Consider the following 14,625-nt stretch of genomic DNA (forward strand, 5'->3'; position numbering starts at 1 on the left):
AAAAAACAAAAAATTAAGTTAAAGCAGGTTACATTTGGTGCTTTACTTTTACCACAATTCTTAATATCTTGCTTTAAAGATAACTGACTTATAAAATCTTAAAAAATGAATAAAAAATTTATTGCCTGTGGGGTAATACTGGTTTCAGCTTTTATGGCTCATCCACTTTTCGCACAGGAACAACCTACAGAAAAGTCAAACAACCTAAGTGTTTACCGCGTAACTGCAACTAAGGTTAATGACCTGGTGCACACCAAACTCGATGTGTCTTTTGATTATGCAAAACGCTATTTGAATGGTAAGGAATGGGTAACCTTAAAACCCCACTTTTACCCTACAGATTCTTTAACCCTCGATGCGCAGGGCATGGACATTAAAACGGTTGCCATGGTTGGCGCAAAAGGAAATACGCCACTTAAATATGTGTATAACGACAATAAATTGCACATCACCCTCAATAAAAAGTACACCAATACAGAAAATTATACCATTTATATCGCTTATACCGCCAAACCAGATGAGCTTAAAGTAAAAGGAAGTGCAGCCATAACCGATGCCAAAGGCCTCTATTTTATCAACCCTGATGGTACCGATAAAAATAAACCAACACAGATCTGGACACAGGGCGAAACGGAATCATCGTCAGCCTGGTTTCCTACGATAGATAAACCTGATCAGAAAACCACCGAAGAAATTTCGATGACCGTAAAATCGAAATACACCACACTTTCTAACGGCAAATTAGTTAGTCAGAAAGCCAATGCCGATGGCACCAGAACCGATACCTGGAAAATGGACCTGCCGCATTCGCCATATTTATTTATGATGGCCATTGGAGAGTTTAAGGTTACCAAAGATACCTATAAAGGTAAAGAGGTAAATTATTACCTGGAGCCTAAATTTGCTCCTTATGCTAAACAAATCTTCGGAAAAACACCCGACATGATCCAGTTTTACAGCAATATTTTAGGTGTAGATTATCCATGGAATAAATATTCGCAGGTAGTGGCCAGAGATTATGTTTCGGGTGCGATGGAAAACACGACCGCAACTTTACACGGTGAGCAGGTACAAAAAACAGACCGCGAATTATTAGACGGGAATGAAGAAGGAACCATTGCACACGAACTTTTCCACCAGTGGTTTGGCGATTATGTAACAGCCGAATCTTGGTCTAACTTAACCATGAACGAATCTTTTGCCACTTTTGGCGAAGTAATCTGGCATGGACATGATGCGGGTCAGGATGCAGAAGACAAATCACGTTATGAAAAACTTCAATCCTATTTAGGATCGACCAAGAAAGGCGAAAGTCCGGTATTGGCCCGTTTTTATTATAACGATAAAGAAGACATGTTTGATAATGTGAGTTATGCCAAAGGTTCGATCATTTTATATGCGCTTAAAAACCAGATGGGCGATGCAGCTTTTTACAAATCGCTTAACCGCTATTTAACTACAAACGCTTTCAAAAATGGCGAAACTCACCAGCTACGTTTAGCGATGGAGGATGTGACCGGTAAAGACTGGAGCCCTTACTTTAACCAGTGGTATTACAATGGTGGCCACCCGATTTTAAGCATCGATTATGGGTATGAAAACGGTAAAGCAACCATTAAAGTGAAACAAACTCAGGATTCGAGCGTACAGACTTTTACCTTACCGGTTAAAATTGACATTTATGCGGGTGGTAAAAAAATCAGAAAAGATATCCTGATCAACAGCCGTGAGCAAAATTTTAGTTTTGAAGTAAGCGCTAAACCGGATCTGATCGATTTTGACGTAGACAAAATCATCGTTGGAGAATCCAATGATAATAAAACAGCCGAAAACTATTATTTCCAGTATAAAAATGCACCTAGCTATGCCAATAGGATTGAGGCTTTGCAATTTATTATGCAGAGCAAAGCCAACAGCGGTCAGCAGGTATTGTTGGAAGGATTAAAGGATAAATCAGGCGATTTACGTGCTTTAAGCATTGATGGCATTAACCTGGAAGATGCAAACATAAAAGCCGCAGCCTTACCAATTTTGCTTCAAATGGCAAAAAGCGATAAAGATACCGAGGTAAGATCTGCTGCGATTATAAAATTATCAGAAACCGGCGATCAGGCCTATAAGGCATTGATGTTAGAAAGCCTCAAAGACCGATCGTATAAAGTACTGGCTGCAGGCATTAGTGGTTTAACCAAACTGGCCCCACAAGAAAGTATTGCAGCATTATCAGCTTTAGATGCGGATACGAAAGACCACATTGCACCTTCTATTGCATCGCTTTACATCAGCGATCCGAAAGATGAGCACCAGGCGTTTTACGAGAACATTATGCTCACCGGCGACCGCAATAAAATTTTCGGTGTAATTGGTCAGTATTTCCAGTATTTAAGGGCAAATACAAACCCTGCTATTACCGAAAAAGGAATTAACAACATCAGCAGCGCGATTGAAAGATTAAAACTGCAATCGTATTTAAATAAACAGTTGGCAGGCGCTTATACCGCCACTGCACAGGCCAAAGCAAAACAGGCCGCAGCAGCCAGCGGAGAGGCCAAAACAAACCTGAACAAACAGGCAGAACTGTTTAAAAAAGGTGCTGCAGATTTAGAAAAAGAATAATTATTAAATCGCATTTTTTAACAAAGGGCTGGCATGGTAAACATTGCCGGCCCTTGCTGTTACCAAACATTCCTACGGAACGAAAAAATATGTAAACATTTTTTTCTACCCATCAGGCGTTCCGATGGAACGGCTTATACATTGGCGTATAGCAGCCCTAAATAGTAGCACCAACAGCTGTACCTAAACGCCACTATGATGTAAAACTATTTCTATCCAATAAAAAAGCCCCAAGGAATAATCCCTGAGGCTTTGAAAAAATGTTTTTTATTTCTTAACGAGGTGATACATACGTAAGTGTATCTGTAGCATACCTGCTTGTCGGACTAGCACCCCATTTAAAAGAAAGATAAAAAGTTTTAGTGGCCGGATCGTAACGGTTATCGTAAGCCGGATCGTTAGCTAAAGTTGCATTACCTGTACTTTTCATCGTCACTTTGTTGGTTGCAGGATTAACATTAATGGTTAAACCATCAATACCTCCTGCGCCATTTCCATCAGCCCAAATTTGAGCAAAATTGACAGCATTGGCACCATTACTTGACAAATCTTTACTTAAATTTTTAAAGTACCCGGTAAGACCACCAGTGTCACCTTCTCTAAAAACATAGCCTTTTAAAGTATATTTTCCATCATAACGGTTTCTAACCGCAACCTTGATTACCACTGCACCAAAATTTTTACTGATCACCTCTCCCGATGCATCAGTAATTTTTATTGGCAATCCATAACTAAGCGCAGGATCCAGCGCTGTACTTACAAATTTCACAGGAATCTGTACTCTACGGGTATTCGCAGGAATGGTAATGGTTATAGAGGTGCTGAAGGCATTCGATGGCACTATGGTTAATGGTGCATCAGTATGGGCAGCATTATACTTATCAAGTGTAGCAGGATCTACCGATAAGGTTACTTTAATATCAGTTGCCTTTGTGCTGGAAGCAGCATAGTTGATATAGTAAAAGTAATCGCTGGGTGTATCCTGCTGGATAAGCGAGGTACTTAACGAATTTACACCGCCATCACCAACCGGCGAGCCAACAGGGATTTCGACAACAGGAGTTGTAGCCGAAAAATCAGGTTGTTCGTTCTTATTTTTTAAACAAGACGAAAGACTTACAATGCATAACATTGCCGCAAGTCCGTTGAATATATTTTTATTTTTCATTGTTTTAACTGATTTATTTAACGTCCCAGAAAATTCTAGTAGTAAATTGGTTAATTGTACCTTCTGCAATTACATTCGCAGAGTTGGTGTTATATTCCCTTTGCGGATACAACATTCTTACCGGAATCTTTTTAGTGGTTACTGTTGAAGCAATAGAAATCGGCATGTCAGCAGGAAGCTCTAAGCGCCTGTAATCTGTCCAAGGTTCGATATCATTTGTACCGTTCATTGCTGCCCATTTCTGTTTAATGATCAGGGCAATTTTATCGGTATTGCTTGCCCAGGTTGCCACAGACTGATTGGCAAGGTAAGTTGCAGCATCTGCAGCGGTTAAACCCAGGTAAACAAAGTTAGCCGTTACAGCTGCTTCATAATTTGCTTGTGCACTACCGGTAATATATCCCCTTTGGGCTGCTTCAGCCTGAATGAATAAACTTTCAAAATCTGTCATAATAGGCTGAGATTGATCAAATGATTTTAGTACACCTTTACCAATGCCAGAAACTGTAGTGAGTGTTTGATCGAAATTTACATCCTGTCCCCAAACCAAACTTACATAGGAGCTTCCTGCACCATCATTAACTGTGCTGTAGAACTTGCCTAATCTTGGATCGCTATTATTTTTAAGGAAATCCATGCCGTATGTGCTGGCTAGCATATAAGTGTGTGATGCTGTTTTGTCGCCATTGGCAGCATAACCGTATACTCCCCAGAATGGATTTTGCTTGCCGGATGTATTTAAATATCCCGGATTGTTAAACATTCCTTCTCCTGTTCCAATGTACCCAAATCCATTTGCCGTAATTTTTGCAATCTCATCTCTGATATATTGTTCCCTTCCAGGTATTTCCGATTGACGCAAAAGAATCCTAAGTTTTAACGTATTGGCAAATTTACCCCATTTTTTCACGTCTCCCTTAGCGTAAATATCTGCTGAAATATCCGATGGACTTACAGTTGCTGTTTTGAATAAATTTGCTGCTGTATCTAATTGTTTGGCAAGATCTTCATAAACTGCCTGTGCTTTATCGTATTTAGGATTAAGAAAAAGAACCGATTTAGACGCCTGTGTGTAAGGCACATTACCGTAAAAATCTACCAGGTATTGGTAATCCCAGGCTTTCATTGTTTTGGCTACAGCCACAAAGAAATTTTGCCCTGTCGCTTTACCCTGTTTTTCCAGGGAGGCGTAATCGTTAAGATTATCATAAAGATTGCCCCAAAGTGTTGTGGAACCACTCCAGTTGGTAGTAAAATTGTACGAACGCTCTTCATACCATCCAGAAACACCACCCGGTGTCATCCAATAATTCATCCATAAGGCTGCAAAGCTGTAAAAAATAGAACCGCCAGTAGTGTATGCAGCAGTATTGTTTAAAGCACCCGTTAATATTAAAGCAGGCTTAACATTTGTAGCGTTGTTGGGATTATCATTAATATCTAAAAAACCCTTTTTACAGGCACCAAGCATTAATACTGCCGATACCATAAACACATATATTAATTTCTTTTTCATGTTTTTTGTTAATTGTTAAAAGCCAATTGTTGCGGTAAAACCATAAATACGTGTAGGAGGCGTTTGATTCAAATTATTCACGCCCTGTGCATTTCCTGTTCCAACGTTAATCTCCGGGTCAGTATAAATGTTATCACTAGGTCTGAACATAAACAGGTTTCTTCCAATCAAGGCAATACTTGCATTCTTAATAAACTTCGCTTTGCTCTGTAACCATTGTGTTGGCACCTGATAAGCCAAAGATAGTTCCCTGATTTTCCAGAATGCAGCACTCATTACATAATTAGATGCGGTGTTGTTACGGATACCATCAGCCCAAAAAGATCCATTCCCTTGTATAGTAGTAGTATTGGTATTTGGTACAAATACACCTGGTGAAGTTTGAATTACTGAATTTGGATAAATAAAGCGTTCACGTCCAGCCTGTGCAGAAGTATAACTAACGCCAGCAAAATCTAGTGTACTTGCGAAACTATTGTAGAAAACATTACCACTGCGGTATTCTGCAACACCTGATAGCGTAAAGTTTTTGAAGGTAAAGCTGGTGTTAATTCCCAGTACACTGCTTGGATTCGTTTGTCCGAAATCCTTATTAATCGGGTTTGAAATTGGTAAACCTGTATTAGCATCTACAATAACGCGGCCCTGCGGGTCTGTTTGGTAGCTACTCACCTGTAATGAAGGAAAACTCTGACCAACTACGATATAGTTGTTGTCGCCAATACCCAATTGATTCTGACCTTGATATAGCGATAAAACTTTATTGGTGTTGTACGAATAGTTTACACCAACATTCCATCTAAATCCATTTGAGAATCCAATTACCGGTGCCGCGTTTAAGCTAAACTCGATTCCTTTATTTTGGCCTTCGCCAGTATTAATTACTGCACTTGTATAGCCGGTGGTGCCTGACAAATCTATACCATTGATGATTTCCTGATCTTTGGTATTCTGCAAATAAGCAGATGTTTCTAAGGTAATACGGTTATTTAAGAAACCGATATCTACACCAATTTCTTTTGAAATGGTCTGTTCTGGTTTCAGGTTAGGATCATACACAGCGTTATCAATAGAGTATCCTGCCGTACTACCATAAGGGAAGTTTCCCGCCGGACTGGTAGTAGAGAGTAATTTATACGGATCGATCTGTACCGCATATACTTTAGAAATACCTCCACGGATTTTTAAGTTACTGATGATTTTGCTTTCTTTTAACGCAGGGATTGCATCTGTAAGTGTTAAAGCTGCATCAATGGCAGGATAAAAAAACGAGCGGTTGCTTTTTGCTAATCTTGAATCCCAGTCATTTCTACCAGAGATATGAATGGTTAAGTAATCATGATAGGTAGCGGTTAAATCTCCAAATAAACCCAGCTGACGGGAGTTGCGCTCGTTTTCAGAACCAACAATCTCACCTGAGCGGTTATTAAGGTTAAAAAGATTATCAACTACCAAATCATTTCCGGCTTGCGTCATGTACTTATAGTTCTTCTGAATCACCTGCGCTCCGCCAATTAAAGTAAATTTGAATTGGTTAAACGTTTTAGTAGCTGTTGCAAGAAAATCGCCAGTGTACCTGCTTTCAAATTCATTGTAATCGCGCACCGATGATTTTGTGTATTGGTTAGCTGCTATGCCTTTGCCGGAGTTATGTGCAAAATCCGAATAAGTGTAGGCATAGTTTTTATCTTTACCTTGAGTATTTTTTGTACTCAAACCACCTCTTGCCAACAGGCTTAACCAATCAACAGGCTTATAGGTAAATGAAACATTACCCAATAAATCATCTCTTCTTTCATTGTTGCGGTTCTGCTGTAAGCCGAAATAAGGACTATTGTAGTAATCATTATAATAATCGTTAGGATTACCATATTTAGAGTTTAAATCACTGTACTCAGTCAATGGTACGTTTCCTGGCGTATTAATTACGTTGTTATATACCTGATTATTACTCTTATCGTAATTTCTCTGGGTATAGTTAAATGAATAATCAGCTAAAAATTTATTCAGTTTGCGGGTTCCGTTAATACGGATCGCAGTTCTGTTGGATTTATCACCCGGAACATAACCTTTACTGTTCACACGTTGAAGGTTGATATAGGTTGTTCCGTTCTCGTTTCCGCCCGAATAGGTTAGATCGTTCTGCTCGTCAATTCCGGTTTCGAAGAAATTCTCTTTTTCTCCATCTTTATAGGTATAAGGAACCATCTGGTAAGTGCCATCTTCTAAGATGCGGCCCAATGGTCTGATGCTGCCATCGAAACGCTCTCCAAAGGTTTGGTTTTCGAATGGCGTATATAGACCAAATCCAAAATCATCCTGAGTAGTACCACCGCCAAACTCCGTTTGCAGCTTAGGGAAGTAACTTAAACGATTTAGTAAAGTGGAATTAGTATAGGTTATACTACCTCCGTCAGAAGATCCCCTCTTGGTGCTCACAATAATTACACCGTTCGAAGCGTCTGAACCATAAAGTGCCGCAGCATTGGCACCCTTTAAAATGTTCACGTTATCAATATCATTCGGGTTAATCGAATTTAACTGACTTAAAGGCACAATGATACCATCTAATACCAAAAGCGCCTGGTTGTTTCCGGTAAATGACCTGTTACCACGTAATACAACCCGCACCTGATCACCGGCGTCGATCTGATTATTTGCCTGGTTAATCTGTAAACCTGCAACCTTTCCTGATAAACCCGTTGCCAGGTTGGTAGGCCTGCTTGCGGTTAAGGCTTTACCTGTTACCTGCTGCGTGGCATAACCGATTTCTTTCGGTTTACGTTTAATACCCAAAGCGGTAGAAATAGTCACCTCGCTCAAAGTTTTCGAATCGGGCTCTAAACTAACATTCAGGTTTGATTGTGTACCAACCGTAATTTCTTTGGGTAAAGACCCAAGATAAGCGAACTGTAATACATCATTTGGACCCACATTGATGGTAAATTTACCATCCGAACCTGTAGTGGTTGCTTTTTTTGTATCCTTTACACGGATAGTAACTCCTGGAAGGGGCAGTCCATCGTTAGACGCAACCACTTTACCAGTAATATTTTTACTCTGGGCATCTGCTTGTAAAATGCCATAAAATAAAAATATGAATAAACACAGTACGAGTTTTTTCATAGTTTTTTGAAGTTTGTTTAAGTTAATAATCCCCGAATTACAGTTATTTTTATCAATAAATCAAAAAAAATATCATTTATATCAAAAATACTATAAATTGCATTTAAAATATAGCTAAAATGTTTTAGTAATTTACAATCAGGACGAATTTCAAACTAAAAAGCAAGCAGAATTTCAAACAAATACAACACGAAAAAAAACCTGCCGATTAATAAATAGTTATAAGCCAAAAACCAACTAAGTTTTTAATTTTTAGAAATTTTAAATCAAGAAAACACATGAAAAGCCTCTACTTACTTTTTTTTCTGACCATTCAGGCATTTTTTTCTTTTGCTCAAAATGTAACAGTTGGTCCAAGCGCAAAACCACTTCTAAAATCGATGGCAAAAACCCCTGTAGAAGGAAGCGTTTACTTTAACAATAAATATGCTAATGGCAAAATAAAAACCCTAAGTGAGAAGGAATTTAATGTTAAGGATTTACGCTATAATTTAGAAACGCAGCAATTGGAATATACGGAGAATGATAACATTTATGCAATCCAGGATTCGGTACAATCGTTTACTTTAATCGATTCACTGGGCAAATCTCATCAATTTACCAAAATGGGGAAAGCACAATCGAACAATTTCTACGAAATAGTAGCCGATGGAAAAGTCGCATTGCTAAAACAATATACAGTAAAAAAAGAGGTAACAGAAGATTGGTACACCAAAAAGAAGGTTAACAAAATGGTTCAGCAAAACATCTACTTTACCAATCAAGGCGGGCTCATTCAAAAATTTACACCATCAGAAAAAAATACCGCAACAGTTTTAGGCGATAAAAAAAATGAAATAACCGCATTTATTAAAAACGAACAGCTGAACCTCAGAGAAGATGACGACCTGGCTAAAGTATTCATATTTTACAATACGCTCCATTAGAAGCGATAAAGGCAAAGTAATTAATTACATTTTTCCTTTCTCCGCGTATCAATAATGTAAACAATCTGCCAGCCTTTGTCTCCTTTTACCAATTGAAAGGAATTAACCCCGCAATGGCTAAATTTTTCGCCAACGTAAAACTGATAATCCGTCCATACAGCAGCTAAAGGGCCATCTAATAGTATTTTAGTGAACACAATACGTTCATCATATATTTCTTTATGTGGCGCACCGATAAGTTTAACGAAATCGTTAACTGCTTCTGTTCTAACACTCACTTTTCCATCTTTGTTTACAATGGTTTGCATCACTGCCCCAGCCGCAAAAGCAGACCTGGTTAATGTGCTATCACCGGTTTTCATCCCGGTAAAGAGGTTGTTTATAACTTTTTTAACAGCAGCCTCTTCATTGCTTTGAGCTAACAGATTCGCACTCAAACCGATTGAAAACAGCACAAAAATGGCTAATCCTTTCATGACTTCGTAATTACGTATATCCCATAAATTTATAGTATTTTTGTAAAAGAAGGGAAAAGGAACCGCGATGTTGCAAAAAATCTATCGATTATCCACACATCTTAACCACAGTTAATACGCTTTATATTCAGCCATTTACACTGATTTAAGCGATTGATGTTAATAATTATTTTAAAAACGGATAATTAAAATTGGTAAACTTATAATGTGTTTTTCTGCTAATTGGCACGGTTCTTTAATAGTATAATATATGGAAGAAGAATTCTTTTTTGAATCCAACGAAGACGCACAACGCTCAGTAGAACGTTACGAAGAGATGCTCCGGAATCAGGATCAGTATTTTTTCGATGCAGGCGCTTTCGAATACATTGTAGATTTTTACATTGAGAAAAATGATCCGGTCAAAGCTTTGCAGGTAGTTGATTTTGCAATTAGTCAGCACCCTTATGCAACTGTTTTTTTAATCAAACAGGCTCATCTTTACATCTTAACCAACAACAACGAAAATGCTTTCATCGCTTTGCAGAAGGCTGAACTTTTAGAACCGTCAGAACCGGATATTTATCTGCTGCGCGGTAATATTTTTCAGAATACCGAACGTTATGATGAGGCTTTGGAAAACTACGAAAAGGCTTTAGGCCTGGCCGAAAGTACCGACGAGATTTTATTGCAGATGGCTTATGTGTACCAAAGCATGAGCGATTACGAAAATGCCATTACCTATATTAAGCTGAGTTTAGAGCAGAATATGGAAAACCAGGATGGTTTATATGAGCTGGCTTTCTGTTATGATGTTTTGGACAAACAGGAGGAAAGCATCAAGTTTTACCAGCAGTATATCGATACCGATCCATATTCGTATGCGGCATGGTACAACCTGGGCAATAGTTTCCACAAACTGAATCTTTTTGAAAAAGCAATTGATGCTTACGATTATGCGATTTTAATTAAAGAAGATTTTAGTTCTGCTTATTTCAATAAAGGAAACGCATTGGTACAGTTGGATAAATACGATGAGGCCATTGATGTGTACAAACAGACTTTCGAGTACGAACCACCCAATGCTGATACTTATTGTGCCATTGGCGAATGTTACGAAAAGCTGGAAAAAATGGACGAAGCGCGTTCTTATTACAAAAAATCGGTAAAAATGGACCCAAAAATGGCAGATGCCTGGTTTGGGATTGGGGTTACGCTGAATTTTGAGGAACGTTTTTTCGAATCGCTTCATTTTTACAAAAAAGCGATTGATTTAGAGGCCGAGAACCCTGATTTCTGGTTTGCCATGGCCGATGCTTATTATAAATTAGGCCAGATTGATGAATCAATCGAGGCTTACGAAAAAGTATTGGAATTTAACCCAATGGATATTGAAGCCTGGTTAGATTTTAGTACCGTGCTTTACGAGCAGGGAAAACTGCTCGAAGCATCAGAAACAATGGCCGAGGCCATTAAGAACAATCCTGAAGCTGCTGAACTTTATTACCGCATGGTGGCCTATCTTTTTGCCATGGGCAATTATAGCGATGCGCTGGGATACCTGGAAACGGCTTTAACAACTGACCCTGATAAACACTATATTTTGTTCGAATATTTACCGCAATTGCAGGATAATAGTGCCATTTTGAACGTTATAAACCGATATATAAGGTAAAGACCTTGTGAGAAAAATTTAACAAATAAATCTCAATTTTTTTTTCACTTTTGTAGCTATATGAATTATCCATTATTAAACGTTCCCGAACGTCCAGCTAAACCACGCCAAAAAGGCTTAACAATGGTTATGGATAAGGGATTGAGCCTGCGCCAGGTAGAAGATTTTATTGAAGTTGCCGGCGTACATACAGATATCGTAAAATTAGGCTGGGCTACCTCACACGTAACACCAAACCTTAAAGAAAAATTAGCTTTATATAAAAGTGCAGGCATTCCTACCTATTTTGGGGGAACCTTATTTGAAGCCTTTATTATCCGCAACCAGTTTTCAGATTATCAACGTGTTTTAGACCAGTATGGAATGGAATATGCAGAGGTTTCTGACGGTTCTATCGAAATTGAACATGATAAAAAATGTGAGTTTATCCGCGAACTTTCTAAACAGGTAACGGTAATTTCGGAAGTAGGCAGTAAAGATGCAGCTAAAATATTTGCCCCATACAAGTGGATTAAATTAATGCAGGCCGAACTTGAAGCCGGATCATGGAAGGTAATTGCCGAAGCCCGCGAAGGCGGTAACGTAGGTATTTACCGCGGAAGCGGCGAAGTGCGTGAGGGTTTGGTTGACGAAATTTTAACCCAGATCCCCGAAGAAACCATTATTTGGGAAGCACCACAAAAAGAGCAGCAGGTTTGGTTTATCAAATTAATCGGCAGTAATGTAAACCTGGGCAATATTGCCCCTGCTGAAGTAATTCCTTTGGAAACCATTCGACTGGGTTTACGTGGAGATACTTTCGATTATTTCCTGAACCAGGCAAAATAAATACAAAATCCGTCATTGCGGTCAATGTTATTAAGTTAAGATTTTTAACCACAGATACACGCGGATTTTTATATCTGTGCGCATCCTTTTTATCTGTGGTTAAATTATTTTTACCTGTGTTAATGGCTTTACTTAATAACATTGCATTGCGGGGCATATTAAATAAACCTAACAGGTTTTAAAAACCTGTTAGGTTTTGCTTATTTATATCAATATGAAAACATACGGCTTAATCGGATATCCTTTATCTCATTCTTTCTCTAAAAAATATTTTACCGAAAAGTTTTTAAATGAAGGCATCGCCAATCATCAATACGAGCTTTTTCCCATTGAAGATATCAAATCACTGCCTGACCTACTGAGCGAAAACCCATCGCTTTGCGGTTTGAACGTAACCATTCCGCATAAGGTAAACGTACTTTGTTATTTAAATGAAGTAGACGAAGCTGCAGAGAAAATCGGTGCCGTAAACTGCATTTCCATTAAAAGTTTCGAAAACGAAAATTATTTGAAAGGTTATAACACCGATGCCTATGGTTTTGAAACATCCTTAACCCCTTTATTAGGCCCACAGCATACAAAAGCACTGGTTTTTGGTGATGGGGGAGCGGCAAAAGCGGTAAAGTATGTTTTAGAAAAGCTCAATATCGAATACCAGGTAGTGGTGCGTAAACCTGTTGAAGGCGCTATCCTATACGCCGGGCTTACACCAGAAATTTTGGCCTCGCACAAACTGCTGATCAACACTACCCCATTGGGAATGTCACCAAATATTGATACCTTTCCAGAAATTGATTACAGTCAGCTTGGGTCTGAGCACCTGGCTTACGACCTGGTTTATAATCCGCTGGAAACCGCATTCCTGGCAAAAGCTGCAGAACGTGGTGCCAGCATAAAAAATGGGCTGGAAATGTTATACAAACAGGCTGAAAAGGCCTGGGTAATCTGGAATAAATAACCGGGTATATTTATGCTAAGGAAACTATTTTATGCGATGAAATTCAAACAACTGATCTGTTTTCCTTTTGTTGCCCTATGGTTCTTAACTGCCTGTCAAAACCACGATTATAGTCCTAAACCTAAAGCTTATTTTAGGATCGTATTCCCCCAAAAGGACTACACTACATTTACTAAACCGGTTCCCTTTAGCTTTGAATACCCTACTTACGCAACTGTAGAGCAGGATCAGAGCCGCGATGCCCAAAAAAACTGGTACAATTTACATTTCAAACAGTTTAATGGCTTTTTACACTTAACGTATTATGATGTATCAGGCAAAGGCGAATATGATGAGATGGTAGAAGATGCCCGCAAACTTGCTTTTAAACACACCATAAAAGCCAGCGCCATCGATCAAAGGATCATCAACTATCCTAACCGCAAGGTATATGGTATTTATTATGCCATAGAAGGAAATACAGCATCATCTGTGCAGTTTTTTTTAACCGATAGCGCGAAACATTATTTTAGGGGCGCCCTATATTTTAACGAGCGGCCACAATACGATTCGATAGCACCCGTTGTTAAATTTATTAAACAAGATATCGATACCCTGATTGCCACTTTTAAGTGGAAAAATTAACTTATCCTGATGGATTATCAGCTTTTTTTCTAAAAACTTATGATTACAGTAAAAACCTTCACCTTCAACGCTTATAGCGAAAATACTTATCTGCTTTATGATGAAACCAAAGAGTGTGTTATTATCGATCCGGGCATGTATGAGGGTTTTGAGCAGAATGAACTGGCGGCCTTTATTAAACAAGAAAATCTTAAACCCGTTTTATTGTTAAATACGCATTGCCACCTCGACCATGTTTTTGGCAATAAATTTATTTTCGATACTTATGGTTTAAAACCACAGTTTCATGAAGGCGAATTAGCAATTTTAAACGCAGTTCCTGGTTATGCGCCATCAATGGGTTTCACCCGGTATGAAGTTTCTCCGCAGCCTGATACTTTTTTACCTGAAACCGGAACCATATCCTTTGGCAACAGCACATTAAGTCTGATTTTTGCGCCTGGCCACTCGCCTGCACATTTATGTTTTTATAGTGCTGCCGATCATATTTTAATGGGTGGCGATGTGCTTTTTTATGGCAGCATTGGCCGTACCGATCTTCCGGGAGGTAACCACCAGCAATTAATTCAAAACATTTCTGATAAACTTTTTGTATTACCTGATGAAACCAAAGTTTACCCTGGCCACGGACCAGCTACCAGCATTGGTTTCGAAAAGCAACACAACCCTTTTTTTTAATATTAATTATTGTTTTTGAGTTTTTTTAAGCGTAGAGGTTTACAACCCAATACCT

The 14,625-nt window shown here is 38.7% G+C and carries 11 protein-coding genes; 7 read left to right on the top strand and 4 right to left on the bottom strand.

Features of this window, described 5'->3' with window-relative positions:
• Positions 1–105 precede the first annotated feature (105 nt).
• Positions 106–2,616, top strand: coding sequence for a M1 family metallopeptidase (locus H9L23_RS21305; protein WP_187592216.1), 2,511 nt, complete (start codon positions 106–108; stop codon positions 2,614–2,616).
• Between the two features lie 274 nt (positions 2,617–2,890).
• Here the strand turns inward: H9L23_RS21305 and H9L23_RS21310 are convergent, their stop codons facing one another.
• Genes H9L23_RS21310 through H9L23_RS21320 form a run of 3 tightly spaced genes read right to left on the bottom strand, consistent with a single transcriptional unit; the run spans position 2,891 to position 8,426 of the window.
• On the bottom strand, positions 2,891–3,784 hold the full coding sequence (locus H9L23_RS21310; protein WP_187592217.1) for a DUF1735 domain-containing protein: 894 nt from the start codon (positions 3,782–3,784) through the stop codon (positions 2,891–2,893).
• Positions 3,785–3,797: 13 nt separating this feature from the next.
• Positions 3,798–5,300 (bottom strand): SusD/RagB family nutrient-binding outer membrane lipoprotein, encoded by a 1,503-nt coding sequence (locus H9L23_RS21315; RefSeq protein ID WP_187592218.1) that lies wholly within the window; start codon positions 5,298–5,300, stop codon positions 3,798–3,800.
• A gap of 15 nt (positions 5,301–5,315) precedes the next feature.
• On the bottom strand, positions 5,316–8,426 hold the full coding sequence (locus tag H9L23_RS21320; protein WP_187592219.1) for a SusC/RagA family TonB-linked outer membrane protein: 3,111 nt from the start codon (positions 8,424–8,426) through the stop codon (positions 5,316–5,318).
• A 278-nt stretch (positions 8,427–8,704) separates the two neighbouring features.
• Between H9L23_RS21320 and H9L23_RS21325 the strand changes: the two genes are divergently transcribed.
• A complete protein-coding gene (locus H9L23_RS21325) occupies positions 8,705–9,352 on the top strand; it encodes a hypothetical protein (RefSeq protein WP_187592220.1) in 648 nt (215 codons plus the stop codon).
• 20 nt (positions 9,353–9,372) lie between these two features.
• Here the strand turns inward: H9L23_RS21325 and H9L23_RS21330 are convergent, their stop codons facing one another.
• Positions 9,373–9,828, bottom strand: coding sequence for a nuclear transport factor 2 family protein (locus H9L23_RS21330; RefSeq protein ID WP_187592221.1), 456 nt, complete (start codon positions 9,826–9,828; stop codon positions 9,373–9,375).
• Positions 9,829–10,078: 250 nt separating this feature from the next.
• On the opposite strand from H9L23_RS21330, the gene H9L23_RS21335 reads away from it, so the two are divergent.
• From H9L23_RS21335 to H9L23_RS21355, 5 genes are all read left to right on the top strand, one after another.
• The gene (locus H9L23_RS21335; RefSeq protein ID WP_187592222.1) at positions 10,079–11,482 is read left to right on the top strand and encodes a tetratricopeptide repeat protein; all 1,404 of its coding nucleotides are present in this window, start codon (positions 10,079–10,081) and stop codon (positions 11,480–11,482) included.
• Between the two features lie 60 nt (positions 11,483–11,542).
• Entirely contained in the window at positions 11,543–12,310 is a 768-nt protein-coding gene (locus tag H9L23_RS21340) for a phosphosulfolactate synthase (protein WP_187592223.1), read from the top strand.
• A gap of 214 nt (positions 12,311–12,524) precedes the next feature.
• Positions 12,525–13,268, top strand: coding sequence for a shikimate dehydrogenase family protein (locus tag H9L23_RS21345; RefSeq protein ID WP_187592224.1), 744 nt, complete (start codon positions 12,525–12,527; stop codon positions 13,266–13,268).
• A gap of 36 nt (positions 13,269–13,304) precedes the next feature.
• The gene (gene gldD / locus H9L23_RS21350) at positions 13,305–13,892 is read left to right on the top strand and encodes a gliding motility lipoprotein GldD (RefSeq protein ID WP_187595551.1); all 588 of its coding nucleotides are present in this window, start codon (positions 13,305–13,307) and stop codon (positions 13,890–13,892) included.
• Between the two features lie 39 nt (positions 13,893–13,931).
• Positions 13,932–14,570, top strand: coding sequence for an MBL fold metallo-hydrolase (locus tag H9L23_RS21355; protein ID WP_187592225.1), 639 nt, complete (start codon positions 13,932–13,934; stop codon positions 14,568–14,570).
• Positions 14,571–14,625: the final 55 nt, after the last annotated feature.

Source organism: Pedobacter roseus, assembly GCF_014395225.1.
Lineage (GTDB): Bacteria > Bacteroidota > Bacteroidia > Sphingobacteriales > Sphingobacteriaceae > Pedobacter > Pedobacter roseus.

What these genes read in the sequence shown, in the direction of transcription:
- H9L23_RS21340 (WP_187592223.1), top strand. Translation starts at nt 11,543, where the DNA reads ATGAATTATCCATTATTAAACGTTCCCGAACGTCCAGCTAAACCACGC.
- H9L23_RS21305 (WP_187592216.1), top strand. Translation starts at nt 106, where the DNA reads ATGAATAAAAAATTTATTGCCTGTGGGGTAATACTGGTTTCAGCTTTT.
- H9L23_RS21325 (WP_187592220.1), top strand. Translation starts at nt 8,705, where the DNA reads ATGAAAAGCCTCTACTTACTTTTTTTTCTGACCATTCAGGCATTTTTT.
- gldD (WP_187595551.1), top strand. Translation starts at nt 13,305, where the DNA reads ATGAAATTCAAACAACTGATCTGTTTTCCTTTTGTTGCCCTATGGTTC.
- H9L23_RS21335 (WP_187592222.1), top strand. Translation starts at nt 10,079, where the DNA reads ATGGAAGAAGAATTCTTTTTTGAATCCAACGAAGACGCACAACGCTCA.
- H9L23_RS21330 (WP_187592221.1), bottom strand. Translation starts at nt 9,828, where the DNA reads ATGAAAGGATTAGCCATTTTTGTGCTGTTTTCAATCGGTTTGAGTGCG.
- H9L23_RS21310 (WP_187592217.1), bottom strand. Translation starts at nt 3,784, where the DNA reads ATGAAAAATAAAAATATATTCAACGGACTTGCGGCAATGTTATGCATT.
- H9L23_RS21315 (WP_187592218.1), bottom strand. Translation starts at nt 5,300, where the DNA reads ATGAAAAAGAAATTAATATATGTGTTTATGGTATCGGCAGTATTAATG.
- H9L23_RS21345 (WP_187592224.1), top strand. Translation starts at nt 12,525, where the DNA reads ATGAAAACATACGGCTTAATCGGATATCCTTTATCTCATTCTTTCTCT.
- H9L23_RS21320 (WP_187592219.1), bottom strand. Translation starts at nt 8,426, where the DNA reads ATGAAAAAACTCGTACTGTGTTTATTCATATTTTTATTTTATGGCATT.
- H9L23_RS21355 (WP_187592225.1), top strand. Translation starts at nt 13,932, where the DNA reads ATGATTACAGTAAAAACCTTCACCTTCAACGCTTATAGCGAAAATACT.